This is a genomic window from Pseudoxanthomonas beigongshangi (genome assembly GCF_016820515.1).
GTDB classification, from domain to species: domain Bacteria; phylum Pseudomonadota; class Gammaproteobacteria; order Xanthomonadales; family Xanthomonadaceae; genus Pseudoxanthomonas_A; species Pseudoxanthomonas_A beigongshangi.
The window spans coordinates 1-14,610 of the sequence record NZ_JADHDV010000018.1 but is presented as its reverse complement, the minus strand read 5'-3'; the positions used below and the strand labels follow the sequence as shown (position 1 = coordinate 14,610).

13 protein-coding genes are annotated in these 14,610 nt (G+C 66.2%); 4 read left to right on the top strand and 9 right to left on the bottom strand.

Going from position 1 to position 14,610, the window contains the following annotated elements; all coding sequences use genetic code 11:
• The first annotated feature begins 133 nt into the window (after window positions 1–133).
• Complete coding sequence (locus IQ458_RS13710) at window positions 134–2,518, top strand: FG-GAP-like repeat-containing protein (RefSeq protein ID WP_203323170.1); 2,385 nt, start codon at window positions 134–136, stop codon at window positions 2,516–2,518.
• Window positions 2,519–2,643: 125 nt separating this feature from the next.
• Here IQ458_RS13710 and IQ458_RS13705 read toward each other — a convergent pair whose 3' ends face one another.
• Window positions 2,644–4,269 (bottom strand): electron transfer flavoprotein-ubiquinone oxidoreductase, encoded by a 1,626-nt coding sequence (locus tag IQ458_RS13705; protein ID WP_203323169.1) that lies wholly within the window; start codon window positions 4,267–4,269, stop codon window positions 2,644–2,646.
• An 82-nt stretch (window positions 4,270–4,351) separates the two neighbouring features.
• Here IQ458_RS13705 and IQ458_RS13700 point away from each other — a divergent pair, with 82 nt between their 5' ends.
• Window positions 4,352–4,975: an alpha-ketoglutarate-dependent dioxygenase AlkB family protein gene (locus IQ458_RS13700; protein ID WP_425504690.1), complete on the top strand. Its 624-nt coding sequence runs from the start codon at window positions 4,352–4,354 to the stop codon at window positions 4,973–4,975.
• Window positions 4,976–5,008: 33 nt separating this feature from the next.
• Here IQ458_RS13700 and IQ458_RS13695 read toward each other — a convergent pair whose 3' ends face one another.
• Genes IQ458_RS13695 through IQ458_RS13675 form a run of 5 tightly spaced genes read right to left on the bottom strand, consistent with a single transcriptional unit; the run spans window position 5,009 to window position 9,369 of the window.
• Window positions 5,009–5,635 carry an ABC-type transport auxiliary lipoprotein family protein gene (locus tag IQ458_RS13695; RefSeq protein WP_203323168.1) on the bottom strand — a complete coding sequence of 209 codons (627 nt, stop codon included), beginning with the start codon at window positions 5,633–5,635 and terminating at the stop codon, window positions 5,009–5,011.
• Complete coding sequence (locus IQ458_RS13690; RefSeq protein WP_141455600.1) at window positions 5,632–6,558, bottom strand: MlaD family protein; 927 nt, start codon at window positions 6,556–6,558, stop codon at window positions 5,632–5,634. The genes IQ458_RS13695 and IQ458_RS13690 overlap by 4 nt, the downstream gene beginning before the upstream one ends.
• A gap of 3 nt (window positions 6,559–6,561) precedes the next feature.
• Window positions 6,562–7,356 carry an ABC transporter ATP-binding protein gene (locus IQ458_RS13685; protein WP_183639114.1) on the bottom strand — a complete coding sequence of 265 codons (795 nt, stop codon included), beginning with the start codon at window positions 7,354–7,356 and terminating at the stop codon, window positions 6,562–6,564.
• Window positions 7,357–7,360: 4 nt separating this feature from the next.
• Complete coding sequence (locus IQ458_RS13680; RefSeq protein ID WP_183639112.1) at window positions 7,361–8,476, bottom strand: ABC transporter permease; 1,116 nt, start codon at window positions 8,474–8,476, stop codon at window positions 7,361–7,363.
• A complete protein-coding gene (locus IQ458_RS13675) occupies window positions 8,473–9,369 on the bottom strand; it encodes a DMT family transporter (protein WP_203323167.1) in 897 nt (298 codons plus the stop codon). Before IQ458_RS13675 ends, IQ458_RS13680 begins: the two co-directional genes overlap by 4 nt.
• A gap of 89 nt (window positions 9,370–9,458) precedes the next feature.
• Here IQ458_RS13675 and IQ458_RS13670 point away from each other — a divergent pair, with 89 nt between their 5' ends.
• The gene (locus IQ458_RS13670; protein ID WP_183639108.1) at window positions 9,459–10,703 is read left to right on the top strand and encodes a threonine/serine exporter family protein; all 1,245 of its coding nucleotides are present in this window, start codon (window positions 9,459–9,461) and stop codon (window positions 10,701–10,703) included.
• A gap of 120 nt (window positions 10,704–10,823) precedes the next feature.
• On the opposite strand, the gene IQ458_RS13665 is transcribed toward IQ458_RS13670, so the two are convergent.
• From IQ458_RS13665 to IQ458_RS13655, 3 genes are all read right to left on the bottom strand, one after another.
• Window positions 10,824–11,207, bottom strand: a complete 384-nt coding sequence (locus IQ458_RS13665) for an H-NS histone family protein (RefSeq protein ID WP_183639106.1) — start codon at window positions 11,205–11,207, stop codon at window positions 10,824–10,826.
• A 146-nt stretch (window positions 11,208–11,353) separates the two neighbouring features.
• Window positions 11,354–13,048 (bottom strand): proline--tRNA ligase, encoded by a 1,695-nt coding sequence (locus tag IQ458_RS13660; protein ID WP_203323166.1) that lies wholly within the window; start codon window positions 13,046–13,048, stop codon window positions 11,354–11,356.
• A 144-nt stretch (window positions 13,049–13,192) separates the two neighbouring features.
• Window positions 13,193–13,600, bottom strand: a complete 408-nt coding sequence (locus IQ458_RS13655) for a DUF4124 domain-containing protein (RefSeq protein ID WP_318287731.1) — start codon at window positions 13,598–13,600, stop codon at window positions 13,193–13,195.
• Between the two features lie 97 nt (window positions 13,601–13,697).
• Between IQ458_RS13655 and pssA the strand changes: the two genes are divergently transcribed.
• A complete protein-coding gene (gene pssA, locus IQ458_RS13650; protein WP_203323165.1) occupies window positions 13,698–14,474 on the top strand; it encodes a CDP-diacylglycerol--serine O-phosphatidyltransferase in 777 nt (258 codons plus the stop codon).
• Window positions 14,475–14,610: the final 136 nt, after the last annotated feature.

Genomic DNA, 14,610 nt, shown 5'->3' with positions numbered 1-14,610 from the left:
GCAGGGGCGGCTTAAGACAACCTGTACGATGCCGCCCCTCCCGTCGTGTGAAACCCGGCTTCACGGCCGGGAAGCCGCGAGCTGGGTTATATTTCCCGATTCAGGGGCAACACCAGCCAGATTGAGGGTTCGCATGAAGTTTCGCCTCGGCGCATGCGCCGCCGTAGTTTTGTTGGCCGCCTGCAGCGGCCAGAAGTCCGACAGCCAGATGGCTGCGCTGCATGGCTCCGCAGGAGGCGATTCGCTCAAGTCACAGGCCCGGGCGGGGATGACCCCATCCGGCCGCGACGTCCATCATTCGATTGCCAACGCACCCGACCGCGGGACGCTGATGGCCTATCAGAACCAGGGGAAGCCGGTGAAGCGCGAAGGCGCCTTTACCTATTACCCGGTGAGCATGAGCGAGGAACACGCGCTCAAGGGTGTGGTGACCGGCCACATGACCGTGCCCCTGCCGAATGGAGGCGAGGTCAAGCTCAAGTACGAGCGGCATGAAGAAGGTATCGATGGCAATTGGACCTGGGTGGGTCGCGTTGAAGGCGGAGATCCCATGCAGGAAGCCATCATCACCTTTGGTGAAGAGGCTGTTTTTGCATCCATTCCGCAAAGCGACGGCAAACCGCCGATCGCCATCCGTACGCAAGGTAGCGGCCTGTATGCGGTCGAAATGGATCCCACCAAGGTCCGCTCGCCAAACATCGGCCATGACGATATGGCCATTCCGCAGGCCAGTGGCCTCATGGACACAGTGGTGAATCAAGCACTGGCGGCCAATGCGCAGGTTGCGCAAAAGGCGGTCGCCATGGCTGCGGCCCCAGGTAGTTCCAACACCATTGACGTCGCGGTGGGCTACACCGCCGGATTCCGCAACCAGGCGGCCCTGAAGCAACAGTCGGTGACGACCGCGCTGACCTTCCTGTTCCAGGTCGCCAATCAGGGACTGAGCAACAGCAAGGTCGATGGCTATCTGCGACTGGTGAATGCGCAGGAAGTGTCCTACACCGATAGCAATGCGAACCAGACGGCCCTGTACGAACTCACGGGTAGTGATGGCGTCAACAACGTTACGACTCCTACGACGCTGACCCCCCTGCGTACGGCACGTGACCAGTACGGCGCCGACGTCGCGCTGCTGGTGCGTGGATTCCAGCAGCCCGAGCATCAGGGATGCGGCATTGCCTGGTTGATCGGTGCAAAGGGCACGACGGTGACCCCGGCCCAGCACGCGGGCTGGGGATATGGCGTTGTCAGTTTCGGCGATGATCTGGGCACCGATGGCAATAGTTACTACTGCGCCCCCGAGAGCCTGGTGCACGAGGTGGGCCATCTGCTGGGTTCGGCGCATGACCAGGCCAACTCCAACAATACGGCTGGTCGATATCCGTATTCCTACGGTTACAAGAATACCGCCAGCAATTTCTACACGATCATGGCCTATGGGGATTCCGGGCAGACACCGTATCGCCTGTTCTCCAATCCGAACATCACGACTTGCGGAACCCCGACGGCAGCCTGCGGTGTCGCCAATGCGGCCGACAACGCCCGTAGCCTGAATCAGACGATTCCGGTGGTGGCGCGTTTCCGTGAAACCAAGGTTCCCTTCTCGGGGCGTGCAAAGCACGACATCGATGGCGATGGACGGTCCGACCTGCTCTGGCGGTACATCGCTGGTAGTAGCGGAGCCTTCAAGTATTCGATCATGAATGGTGCAACCAAGAGCAGGGAGAAGTCCTTCACCTGGAATCCAGCCTATCAGCTGGTGACGGCTGGGGATTTCAATGGTGATGGCCTTCTGGATCTAGTGTGGATATTGCCTTCGACCCGAGGGAGCTGGATGTGGCTTGGCCGTGCAGATGGCTCTTTCTCCAGTAGTTCCATGGGAACGTATCCGGCTGGTTGGTCGATCGCCGGATCCGGGGACATCAACAATGATGGGCGTGACGACCTGTTGTGGCGCTATCAGCAGGGGAACGTGGCTTACTTCAAGTACTCGCTGATGAACGGGGCAACCCGGGTCAGCGAGAAGAACTTCACCTGGAGTTCCGCCTACAGACTGGCAGCAACGGGTGATTTCAATGCGGATGGCTATCTGGATATCGTCTGGGAAGAAACCGCGGCACGGCGTGCCTATCTGTGGCTTGGTAGTTCTGCGGGCACCTTTGCAGGACATGCGCTTGGTTCGTATGCAGCGGGCTGGTCGATTGCCGGAGCCGGCGACATCGATGGCGATGGCAAATCTGACTTGCTGTGGCGCTACATCCAGGGTGGAACAGGTTATTTCAAGTACACGCTCATGAATGGTGCTGTGAAAGGCAGCGAGCGTAATTTCACTTGGAACCCGATCTATCAGCTGGTGACGTCGGGCGACTACAACGGCGATGGGCGGCTGGACCTGGTGTGGTTCGACTCGGCGAGCCGAGGGGCATGGATGTGGCAGGGCGCCTCGAATGGTTCGTTCACGAGTACCGCTTTGGGCAAGTCGCCGGCCGGCTGGTCGATCCTCGACCCAGGTAAATAGGAACATCGCGGATAGAAACGAAAATGGCCTCCTTTATGGAGGCCATTTTCATTCATGCATTTGTCGCCGTGTTTTTGCCGTTCGCCGGTACGTGAAATCAGTCCAATGGAGGCAGGTGAGTAACTTCAGAGATTCTGGTAGTTCGGCCCCGAACCACCCTCCGGGGTCACCCAGGTGATGATCTCGTAGGGGTCCTTGATGTCGCAGGTCTTGCAGTGCACGCAATTGGCGGCGTTGATCTGCAGGCGCTTGCCGCTGCTTCCATCCGGCAGGGTGTCGTCGACGATCTCGTAGACGCCGGCGGGGCAGAAGCGGGTACAGGGATTGTCGTATTCCTCGGCGCAGCGGGTGACGCAGATCGAGGTGTCGGCGACCTTCAGGTGGACCGGCTGGTCCTCGTCGTGCTCGGTGGCGGCGTAGTAGACGCCTTGCAGGCGGTCACGCGGGGCGAGCGTGCGCTCGACGTAGTCGCGGCGCGGTTCCTCGTGCTGGCCGATCTTGTCCAGCGACGACCAGTCCGGCTTGACCTTGAGCGTCCACGGCGAGAGTCCGCCGGTCGCGGTTTCCCAGGCGGCGTTGAGCAGGCCGAACCACATGCCTTTCTTGAAGCCGGGCTTGATGTTGCGGACCTGCTTCAGTTCCTTCATCGCCTCGGAGGCGCGCAGGCGGGCGTCGAAGCCGGCTGGTTCCAGGCTGTTGCCGGCCAGGTGTTCGGCGGCCAGCATGCCGCTGCGGATGGCCTGGTGGGTGCCCTTGATCTTGGGCACGTTGAGCAGGCCGGCGGTGTCGCCGATCAGCAGCGCGCCGGGCATTTCCACCTTGGGCAGCGATTGCCAGCCGCCGGTGACGATGGCGCGTGCGCCGGCGGACAGGATGCTGCCGCCTTCCAGCAGCGGTTTGATCATCGGGTGGTTCTTCCACTGCTGGAAGGCCTCCCACGGCTTGTACTCGGGATCGGCGTAGTCCAGTCCGCTGACGTAGCCCAGCGCGATCTGGTTGTTGTCCAGGTGGTAGAGAAAACTGCCGCCATAGATCCTGCCGTCCGCCGGCCAGCCCATGGTGTGCACGATCTTGCCGGGACTGACGCGCCCTTCCGGCACCTGCCACAGCTCCTTGATGCCGATCGAATAGCCCTGCGGGTCGCTGTCCTTGTCCAGGCCGAAGCGCTTGACCAGCCGCTTGGTCAGGTGACCACGGGCGCCTTCGGCCAGCACCGTGACCTTGGCGCGGATGTCGATGCCCTGGGTATAGCCGGGCTTGTGCGAACCATCCTTGGCCACGCCCATGTCGCCGATGCGCACGCCAACCACCTTGCCGCTTTCGTCGTGCAGGGTCTCGGCGGCGGCGAAGCCGGGATAGATTTCCACGCCCAGCGCCTCGGCCTGCGGCGCCAGCCAGGCGCACATCGCGCCGAGGCTGACGATGAAATTGCCATGGTTGCGCATGCCGGGCGGGACGATGGGCGCCTTGCGGCCGCCGGCCTTGCTGAGGAACCAGAACTCATCGTCCTTCGCGGGCACGCAGACCGGTGGCGGATTGTCGCGCCAGCCGGGCAGCAGGGCATCGAGCGGCGCCGGTTCGATCACCGCGCCGGACAGGATCTGCGCGCCGACCGTGCTGGCCTTCTCGATCACGCAGACCGAGATTTCCGGGTTGAGCTGCTTCAGGCGGATGGCGAAGGCCAGGCCCGCGGGACCGGCACCGACGGTGACGACGTCGTACTCCATGACATCGCGTTCGGCTTCGGACATGGCTGGGCTTCCTCGTGGCGTTAGGCTGCGGCTATTTTCGGGGTTTGCGCGGGGTGGGGCAAATCCGCGAGCATGGCGTGCGATGACCATACCCCTGCCGCTGCTGCCGGATGGAATGATTGACCTGCCGGGGGCGCATTTGCGCCTGTGGCCACAGTGGCTGGAACCGGAGGAGGCCGACGTCCTGTTCGCCAGCGTGATGGCGGGGGTGCCGTGGGAAGTGCATCGCATCCGCCTGTTCGGGCGGGAAGTGGATTCGCCGCGGCTAAGCTGCTGGATGGGGGAACCGGAAGCGCGCTATCGCTACTCGGGCGCGCTGTTCGAACCGCACGCCTGGCATCCGGACGTGAAGCGGCTGGCGTCACGCCTGCGGGATACGCTGGGTACGCCGTTCAACAGCGTACTGCTCAATCGCTACCGCAACGGGCGCGATGCGATGGGATGGCACAGCGATGACGAACCGGAACTGGGCGAGGCGCCGGCAATCGCCTCGATCAGCCTGGGCGCCACCCGCCGCTTCGCGCTGAAGCACCGTGAACGGGCGGAAAGCCGACTGGCCCTGGATCTGCCGCATGGCAGCCTGTTGCTGATGGCTGGCGACACCCAGCGCCATTACCGCCATGCGCTCCCGCGCACGGCGCGGCCGGTGGGCGAGCGGATCAACCTGACCTTCCGCCTCATCCATCCGGCGCCGGGCCGCGGGTAGCGGCCGGCATGCGCGGACAGGACGGCAAAGCGCTCAGGGGCGACTGGCGTCGGCCTGTCCGCTGACCAGCACCCAGCCGGCAATCTCGCCAGTCAGGGTGGACAGCGCCTGTTCGAACGCGGTCGCCACCTGTGCGACGTCGGTCGAACCGGCTGGCCGGACCTGCTGGAAGGTGCGCGAGGCGACCACGCGCTGGCTGCGGTTCTGCACCAGCTTGGCGTTGACCTCGATGGTCGCGGCCGGCACCGATTGGCCGGCGTAGTCGGCCTCGAAGCGGCGCACGTCCATCACCAGCCGGTAGTCGCCCAGGATGCCGGCGTCGGCACTGGAAACGGCGGGAATCCGGCCGGAATCCTCCAGCGTGCGCTGCACCGCGTCCTGCAGCAGTTCGGTCGCCGGTTGCGACCACGACGCGCCCTTGTAGACCTGCAGTTCACCCGGCGCCGGCCGTACCGAGATGCGCGGGCTGTCGACCACGCGCGCGGCGGTGGGTTTGGCGATGACCAGCGACCAGGCGACGGTCGGCCAGTTCGGGTTGGCCGTGACCCGGACTTCCGGTGCGTAGATGGTGGTGGGTTCACGCGGGCCGCTGCCCAGGATCGAGGAGCAGCCGGCCAGCAGGACCAGCGACAGGGAGACGGGAATGCGCAGCGCCTTCATTTGGGTTCGAACTCCTTGGGTGCGTCGCGGCCGAGCAGGTAGCGGGTGGGGTTGCCTTCCAGCCGATCACTGACCCGGCGCAGGTCGCGGACCAGGCCGCGCAACTCGGTCAGGGTCGGACCCAGCTGGCCCAGGCCATCGTTGGCGAAGCTGTTGATGGCGGCGCGGTTCTCGCCCAGGATGGCGTCGGCGTTGCCGGCGGCCGAATCCAGCTTGGCGAGGGTGGCGTCGAGCTTGTTCAGCAGGGGCGGCAGCTGCCGCACCAGATTCTGATCGATGCGCTCGATGGCGCCGTTGGTGGTGGTCAGGGTCGCATCCAGCTTCTTCGCCGCGTCGCGCGCGCTGACGATCAGCGCCTGCAGTCCCTCGTCGCGGTTGGCCAGCGAACCGCTGATGTTCTCCAGGTTCTGCAAGGTCGCGGCGATGCTGGCGACGTTCTTGTCGCTCAGCACTTCATCCAGGCGTTCGACGATCCGGTTGGCGGTGTCGGTGATGTTCTGCAGCGCGGACGGCGCGGTCTGGATGACCGGGGCCTCGCGCTTGTCCACCGAGGTCAGCGCCGGCGCCTGCGGGGTGCCGCCGCTGAGCTGGATGATGGTGGGGCCGGTCAGGCTGGTGATGGCCAGCTTGGCGCGGGTGTCGGTCTTGATCGGGGTGGAGGACTCCACCCGGATGCTCGCCACCACCTGGCGCGGGTCATTGGGGGCCAGCGACAGCTTGGTGATGGAGCCCACGGCGATGCCGTTGTACTGCACCGGGCTGCCGACCGACAGGCCGGTGACCGCTTCGCGGAACACGATCTGGTATTGCTGCCAGGTGCGTTCGGAGGAGTATTTCGCCGCCCACAGGCCGAACAGCAGCAGCGCCGCCGCCGTCACCAGGGTAAAGGCGCCGATGAGGACGTAGTTGGCACGGGTTTCCATGTTTCAGGCTTCCTCTTGTTCGGGCTCGCCGCGGGCGGCCCTGGCCCGGGGGCCATGGAAATACTCCTGGACCCAGGGGTGATCGAAACGCTCCACCTCCGCCAGCGGCGCGGTGATCACGACCTTGCGGTCGGCCAGTACCGCGACCCGGTCGCAGATAGCGTACAGGGTGTCCAGGTCATGGGTGATGAGGAACACCGTCAGGCCCAGCGCTTCCTGTAGCGTCTTGATGAGGCGGTCGAACGCGGCGGCGCCGATCGGGTCCAGGCCCGCGGTGGGCTCGTCCAGGAACAGCAGCGGCGGGTCCAGCGCCAGCGCGCGTGCCAGGCCGGCGCGCTTGCGCATGCCGCCGGACAGCTGCGCGGGCAGCTTGTTGAGCGCGTCGGCCGGCAGGCCGGCGAGTTTTATCTTCAGCAGTGCCAGTTCATAGCGCCAGCTGTCGGGCAACTCGCCGTGGTGCTCCTTCAGGGGCACCTGCACGTTCTCGCCGACGGTCAGCGAGGAGAACAGGGCGCCATCCTGGAACAGCACGCCGGTGTTGCGCTCGATGTGCAGGCGCGCCTGCGGGTCTTCTGACAGCGCATCGGTGTCGAGCACGCGGATGCTGCCGGCCTGCGGCGCGCGCAGGCCGAGGATGGCCCGCATCAGCACCGATTTTCCGGTGCCCGAGCCACCGACCACGCCGAGGATTTCACCGCGCCGCACGTCCAGGTCCAGGCCATCGTGCACGACCTGCTCGCCGAACCGGTTGACCAGTCCGCGGACCTGGATGATCGCGTCGTCGCTCGTATCGGCCATCGCGTCACCAGCCCATGTGCATGAACCACAACGCGGCCAGCGCGTCGAGGATGATGACCAGCGAGATCGTCTGCACCACGCTGGAGGTGGTGCGCTCGCCGACCGATTGCGCGGTGCCGGTGACCTGCAGGCCCTGCAGGCAGCCAATCAGGCCGATCACCAGCGCGAACACGGGCGCCTTGGACAGGCCGACCAGGAAATGCCGCACCTCCATGGTGTCGTGCATGCGCGCCAGGTACATCTGCGGGGGAATGTCCAGGTCGAACGCACCCACCGTCACGCCGCCGGCCAGGCCGGCCATCATCGAAATGAAGGTCAGCAGCGGCAGCATCACCAACAGGGCGACCAGCCGCGGAATCACCAGCAGATCCACCGGATCCAGGCCCAGGGTCCGGATCGCGTCGATCTCCTCGCGGCTCTTCATCGCGCCGATCTGGGCGGTGAAGGCCGATGCGGTGCGGCCGGCCAGGACGATTGCCGTCATCAGGACCGCGAACTCGCGCAGGAAGGCGATGCTGACCAGTTCGACCACGAAGATCTCGGCGCCGAAGTCCCGCAGCACCGTCGAGCCGAGGAACGCGATGACCGCGCCCACCATGTACGACAGCAGGATGACCAGCGGTACCGCGTCCAGGCCGACCTGCTCCATGTGCGAGACGGTGGCGATGGCGCGGAAGCGGCGCGGTTCCTTGACCATCCGTGCCAGCTTGACCAGGTTCTCGCCGGTGAAGCTGAGCAGGGCAACGATTTCGTGCCCGTTCTCGCTGACCCGTTCGCCCAGGCGCGACAACGCGGCCAGGAAGCCATAGTCGCGCTTGCGCGGCGGCCGATCGTCGGCGACATCCTCGATGGTCGAGACCAGCGCCTGATGATCCTCGCGGAACAGCAGCGCCTCCGGCGCCAGCTTGCGCCGGCTGGCGAAGCGCAGCAGTTGCAGCACGCCGGCCGAATCGATGCGGGCGATGCCCGTGGCGTCCAGCTCGGTCACCCCTTCGGGGACTTCGCGCAGGCGCTCGGCCACCTTCAGGGCGGTCGCGAGCGTCCAATCGCCTTCCAGCCGCACCCGCGAGGGTTCGGAGGGGTCGGATTGGAACTGCGGGCGTGCGTCGGTTCGGGTCATGGCGTCGCTCGGCCCAGCAGCATACAGGCTATGCCGCTGAACGTAAGCAGGACGCCGACCGCGCCGCGCCTGCCCAGCGGTTCGCGCAGCCAGACCGCCGCGAGGATCACCAGGAATACCGATGCGGACTCGTTGAGGATGGCCGCCACCGAGGCCGAGGTGTATTTGTAGCCGCCCAGCCACAGCACCATCGACAGCCCCTGGCCGATCACCGCGGCGAGGATCAGCCGGTGCCACGGTACCTTGCCGGGATCGAACGCGCGATGGCGGCGCAGCCCGGGCAGGGCGGCGATCAGCAGCAGGCCGGCGACCGCGCCGGCCAAGCGCAGCACGGTGACCCAGAGCAACGGCTGTTCCTCGAGGATGCGCTTGACCATCACGATCGCGATCGCCATCAGCGCAATCGCGCTCATGCCAATCAGCACGCCACGCAACGTGTGGGCGGGATGTGTCCGCCATTCCCGCGGCGGGCGGGTGACCAGCAGCACGCCCAGGCCGACCAGGCCGAAGCCCAGCCATTGGCGCGCGCCCAGGCGCTCGTCCAGCCACAGGAAACCCATCAGCAGCACCAGCGGACTGTAGAGGTTGCCGATGATGCCCATGCGGCCGGCGCCCAGTTCGTTGAGCGCGCGGAAGTACAGGGTGTCGGCGACGGCGATGCCGAGCACGCCGCTGGCCAGAACCAGCGCGACATCGCGCATCGGCATCTGCGGCCATTGGCCGGCGTGCAGGAACAGGACCACCGGCGCCAGCAGCGCCAGTATCAGTCCGTTCTTCATCAGGTTGAGCGCCAGCGGCGGCAGGGTCGCGCCCAGCTGGCGCGCCAGGATCACGCCCACCGCCCAGGCGGCCGCGCTGCCGAGCGCCAGCGCCTCGCCGATACCAATACTCAACGTCCACCTTTATGCTGCGCCGACCGCGATCAGTTTACGCAATACCCTCGCGGCCCACCCCCGGCGAAGCCGGCTCCAACCTTTGTGACATGTCAGAGAATTCGGCTTCCGCCACCTACGCCCAGCGCATCGCCTTCGTCTGCGAGATCGCCAGCCGCCTGCACAGCTACGGCACCACCGCCCAGCGCCTGGAAGCGGCGGTGGCCGCGCTCTCGCAGCGGCTTGGACTGGATTGCGAGCCGTGGTCGAATCCGACCGGGCTGATCCTGAGTTTCAATGATCCGGCGCGTCCGCTGGGCGCCAGCGACACGACCCGGGTGATCCGGCTGGCGCCGGGTGAAAACGACCTGCACAAATTGAGCGAGGCCGACCGGATCGCCGAGGACGTGGTCGCCGGGCGCATGAGCGTGGCCGAGGGGCATACCGCGCTGCGCTCGCTGGACCGCAGGCCGAGCGCCCGCTGGCGGGCGATGCAGGTGCTGGCTTCCGGGCTGGCCTCCGGCGCGGTCGCCGGGCTGTGGCGGCTGCCGTGGCTGGATATCGCCACCGCCGGCCTGATCGGCCTGCTGATTGGCCTGCTGGGCCATGTGATCGCGCGACGGCCGCAGATGAAGGAAGCCAGCGATGCGTTGTCGGCGCTGCTGGCCGGCTTCGTGGCGATCCTGATCGCCAACTTCATCGCGCCGCTGAATCTCAACACGGTCATCATCGCTTCGCTGATCGTGCTGCTGCCCGGCATGGCGCTGACCAACTCGGTGAACGAGCTGACCAGCCAGCACCTGGTGTCCGGCGTGGCCCGCTTCGCGGGTGCGATGGCGACGATTCTGAAACTTACCGTCGGCAGCCTGATCGCGGTCACGCTGGCGGAACTGGTGGGCCTGTATCCGGAAGTGCGCGCGTCGCGGCCGCAGCCGGAATGGGTGGAATGGTCGTCGATGGTGCTGGCCGCGTATGCGTTCGCGGTGCTGTTCAAGGCGCATCGGCGCGATTACCCGTGGGTGATGGCGGCGGCTTTCGCCGGTTACGGCATCTCGCGCTTCGCCGGCGAGGCATGGGGGGCGCCGGTGGGCATCTTCCTGTCGGCACTGGTGCTGACCGCCGCGGGCAATGCCTTCGCGCGCTGGGCCAACCGGCCCGGCGCGTTGATCCGGGTACCGGGCATCCTCATGCTGGTCCCGGGCAGCGCGAGCCTGCGCGGACTGATGACGCTGGTCCAGCAGCAGGACGTCGGTGTCGGCCAGTCCGCACTGTTGGGCGTGACCAATATCGTGATGGCGCTGATCGCGGGACTGCTGTTCGGCAATCTGGTGGTATCGGCGCGAAAGAATCTCTGAATCCTGATGCTGGCCGGATTCCGTCAGGACCGGGCATCGGCGCGAAAATCCACCTCCAAAAACAAGAAACGCCACGGGCCGAAGTCCGTGGCGTTCTTTTTTACTTTGCGATGAAGCGGATTACTTCTTCTTGTTGATCAGGAAGTCTTCCAGCTTCTTGCCCTTGGCGGTGTGCGCGGCCAGCCAGCGCGGCTGCTTGCCGCGGCCGGTCCAGGTTTCCTTGGGATTGGCGGGATTGCGGTACTTGGGCGCCACCTTGCCGAGCTTGCGGCCGGCGCGCGGAGCGGATTTGGCGGCGGCCTTGCGGCCACGTGCCGCGGGAGCCTTGCCTGCCGTGCCGAACAGTTCCTCGATGGTATAGCCCTCGGCCTTGGCGAACTTGGTGATTCTGCTGCGAATGGCAGCGATGGGAGTGCGCTTGGCCAGTTTCGTCTGCTGCTGGCGGGCCTTCTCGATCAGGGTGCCCAGTTCTTTGGCCGACAGGCCACGCAAATCAATCGACATCTAGTTCTCCGGATGTATGGAAAGGGAATATCACCTGTCCATGGCGGGAGTTGCATCTTAGCCATGCGGCTTTGCAGAAACAAATCGGGGCGAATAATGTCAGTGAATCGACATATATCCGCCCCGAATGTCATCCGGATTATCGTTCAGCCCGCGAGGCGGCGAATCAATTCCGACTTGTCGAGGTTTTCCGCTTCGCTGGCCTTGCGGAAGCGATATTCGTAGGTTCCGGCGGCGAGACCGCGTTCGGACACGACCACGCGATGCGGAATGCCGATCAGTTCGATGTCGGCGAACATCGCGCCCGGACGCAGGCCGCGATCATCCAGGACGGCATCGACGCCGTCGCCGATCAGTTCCGCCAGCAATTCGTTCGCCGCCTGGGTGACCGCCGGATCGTTCTTGGGATTGATCACGCAGACCGCCACCGACCAGGGCGCCATCGGCGCGGGCCAGATGATGCCGTTGGCGTCGTGGTTCTGTTCGATCGCCGCGGCGACGATGCGGGTGACGCCGATGCCATAGCAGCCCATCGCCGGAATGGCGGCCTTGCCGTTTTCGTCCAGCACGGTGAACTGCATCGCCTCGCTGTACTTGCGGCCCAGCTGGAACACGTGGCCGACCTCGATGCCGCGCGCCAGGCGGATCTGGCCGCCATCGGCGGCGGCTTCGCCCGCGACCACGTTGCGGATGTCGGCGACGGTTTCGGGTTCGGCCAGATCGCGACCCCAGTTGACGCCGGCGAGGTGGAAGCCGGCCTCGTTGGCGCCGACCACGAAATCGGCCATCGCCGCGACGTCGCGATCGGCGATCACGCGGATGGCCATGCGCGGGTTGATCGGGCCGAGGAAACCGGGTTCGCTGCCCAGGTGGGCCAGGATTTCCGCCTCGCTGGCCAGCCGGTACCCGGCCATGCCGGCCACCTTCGCCAGTTTGATCTCGTTGACCGCGTGATCGCCGCGCACCAGCGCCAACACGAAGCCGCCTTCGGTCATCAGCGCGACCGACTTGACGGTTCGCTGCAACGCGACGCCCATCAGCGCGGCCACTTCCTCGCAGGTCTTCTGGGTGGGCGTATCGATCTTCCGCAGCGCTTCCGCGGCGGCCGGACGCGGCCCGGGCGCCGCGGCCTGCGCGGCTTCCACGTTGGCGGCATAGTCCGAACCGGTGGAGAAGGCGAGCGCGTCCTCGCCGGATTCGGCCAGCACATGGAACTCCTGCGAGGCGTCGCCGCCAATCGCGCCGCTGTCGGCCTGCACCGCGCGGAAATCCAGGCCCAGGCGGGTGAAGATGCGGGTGTACGCCGCATGCATGTTGCGATACTCGCGCACCAGATCCTCGTCGGTCAGGTGGAAGGAGTACGCGTCCTTCATGATGAATTCGCGCGCGCGCATCACCCCGAAGCGCGGACGGATTTCATCGCGGAACTTGGTCTGGATCTGATAGAAGTTCACCGGCAACTGCTTGTAGCTGTTCAGCTCCTGCCGGGCGAACTCGGTGACCGCCTCTTCCGCGGTGGGGCTGTAGCAGAACTCCTGCTCCTTGCGATCCTTGAGCTTGAGCAACTGATCGCCGAACTTGTCCCAGCGTCCGCTCTCGTCCCACAGCTCTCGCGGCTGGATGGTCGGCATGACCATTTCGATGGCGCCGGCGCGATTCATTTCCTCGCGCACGACGGTTTCCACCTTGCGCAGCACGCGCAGGCCCAGCGGCGACCAGGTGTACAGGCCGGCGGCCAGCTTGCGGATCATGCCGGCGCGCAGCATCAACTGGTGGCTGACCAGTTCGGCGTCGGCCGGGGTTTCCTTGGCGGTGCGGAGATGGAATTGCGACAGGCGCATCGAGATTCGGTTTTTCGGGGGAATGAACGGCCTATTCTGCCAGCCTTGCGCAGTCCGCGCCCGCGCGGCGGGGCCCGCAGTGAAGCCGGACCGGCGCGGGATGCACCGATGCCCGCGTCCGGCGCTGGAGAGCGGGTGCGCCGATTACTTGGCCGGGGGCGCGCAGTAAGCCTTTTCGGCCGCCTGCGCCAGTGCCAGCTGGTTGGCCCGCTGGGTGTCGTCCATCGCCTGGCCCGGCTTGCCGTCCTCGCCAGCCTGCGCGACCGGACCGCTGCTGCCGAGGATTTCCAGATTCTTGCGGGCGGTGGTGCATTGCGGGTGTTCGACGGATTTGCCGGCGGCGGCATCGGCCTGCGGAACCGGCTCGCCCCGCGGCGCGATGCGGCGGTCCTGGTATTGCCGGTCCGTCGGTGGCTTGTCCGAATAATGGGTCACGCCCTTGGCGTCCTTCCATTGGTAAACGGGACCGGCGAGGGCCGGCAGGCTGGCCACGACCAGCGTCGCCAACGCCAGCAGCGGAAGGGCGGTGGACGGTCGGGGCGGTGCGCGCACGGTCGGCTCCAGGCGGAAACGGCAGGAACCGGATTGCAGCATTCCCCCGCCGGGCTGGCAAGCCGGCGGCGGCTGGGCTTGGGCTAAACTGGGACGCATGGACGAAATCAAGCCGCCGCCGCGTTCCCGCGGCATCTACCTGCTGCCGAACCTGTTCACCACCGCCGGCCTGTTCGCGGGTTTCTACGCGATCATCGCCGCCGCCGACGGCCAGTTCGTCAACGCCGCCATCGCGGTGTTCGTGGCGGGGCTGATGGACGGCATCGACGGCCGCGTCGCCCGCCTCACCGGCACCAGCAGCGCGTTCGGCGTGCAATACGACTCGCTGGCCGATCTGGTCAGCTTCGGCCTGGCGCCGGCGCTGGTGATGTATCACTGGTCGCTTTCGGCGCTGAAGCTGGACAACGCCGCGATGGGCCGCGTGGGCTGGGCGGTGGCATTCCTCTACGCGGCCTGCGCGGCGTTGCGGCTGGCGCGGTTCAACACCCAGGTCGGCACGGTCGACAAGCGCTGGTTCGTCGGCCTGGCCAGTCCGGCGGCAGCCGGGCTGATGATGTCCTTCGTGTGGGCGTTCGCCGATGGCAGCCTGGGCTGGAACGGCGATGAACTGCGCTACGTGGCGCTGGCGGTGACCATCCTGGCGGCATTGTTGATGGTCAGCCGGATCCGGTTCTGGAGCTTCAAGGGCAGCGGTGAAGGCGGCGCGCGCGCGGATCGGGTGCCGTTCGTGGGCCTGTTCCTGGTCGCGGTAGTGATCGCGATCCTGTTCATCGATCTGCCGCGTGTCCTGTTCGCGGTGGGCGTTTGCTATGCACTGTCCGGCCCTGGCTACTGGCTGTGGCAGCGGATGCGCCGTGGCGAGGCGCGGGCATGAGCCTGTCCGCGCAGACGCCATGGTCGGCAGAGCAGCAGGGCTGGCTGGCGGCGCTGGGCTATACGGTCTGGGTGACCGGCGCGCCGCCGCCCGCCGAGCTGGAGCCGGCGGAGGCCGGCCTGGGCGCCGCCGCGCC

Coding starts and splice junctions, on each gene's coding strand:
- IQ458_RS13700 (WP_425504690.1), top strand. CDS start 4,352: ATGACCATACCCCTGCCGCTGCTGCCGGATGGAATGATTGACCTGCCG.
- IQ458_RS13665 (WP_183639106.1), bottom strand. CDS start 11,207: ATGTCGATTGATTTGCGTGGCCTGTCGGCCAAAGAACTGGGCACCCTG.
- IQ458_RS13660 (WP_203323166.1), bottom strand. CDS start 13,048: ATGCGCCTGTCGCAATTCCATCTCCGCACCGCCAAGGAAACCCCGGCC.
- IQ458_RS13705 (WP_203323169.1), bottom strand. CDS start 4,269: ATGTCCGAAGCCGAACGCGATGTCATGGAGTACGACGTCGTCACCGTC.
- IQ458_RS13680 (WP_183639112.1), bottom strand. CDS start 8,476: ATGACCCGAACCGACGCACGCCCGCAGTTCCAATCCGACCCCTCCGAA.
- IQ458_RS13695 (WP_203323168.1), bottom strand. CDS start 5,635: ATGAAGGCGCTGCGCATTCCCGTCTCCCTGTCGCTGGTCCTGCTGGCC.
- pssA (WP_203323165.1), top strand. CDS start 13,698: ATGGACGAAATCAAGCCGCCGCCGCGTTCCCGCGGCATCTACCTGCTG.
- IQ458_RS13690 (WP_141455600.1), bottom strand. CDS start 6,558: ATGGAAACCCGTGCCAACTACGTCCTCATCGGCGCCTTTACCCTGGTG.
- IQ458_RS13670 (WP_183639108.1), top strand. CDS start 9,459: ATGTCAGAGAATTCGGCTTCCGCCACCTACGCCCAGCGCATCGCCTTC.
- IQ458_RS13710 (WP_203323170.1), top strand. CDS start 134: ATGAAGTTTCGCCTCGGCGCATGCGCCGCCGTAGTTTTGTTGGCCGCC.
- IQ458_RS13685 (WP_183639114.1), bottom strand. CDS start 7,356: ATGGCCGATACGAGCGACGACGCGATCATCCAGGTCCGCGGACTGGTC.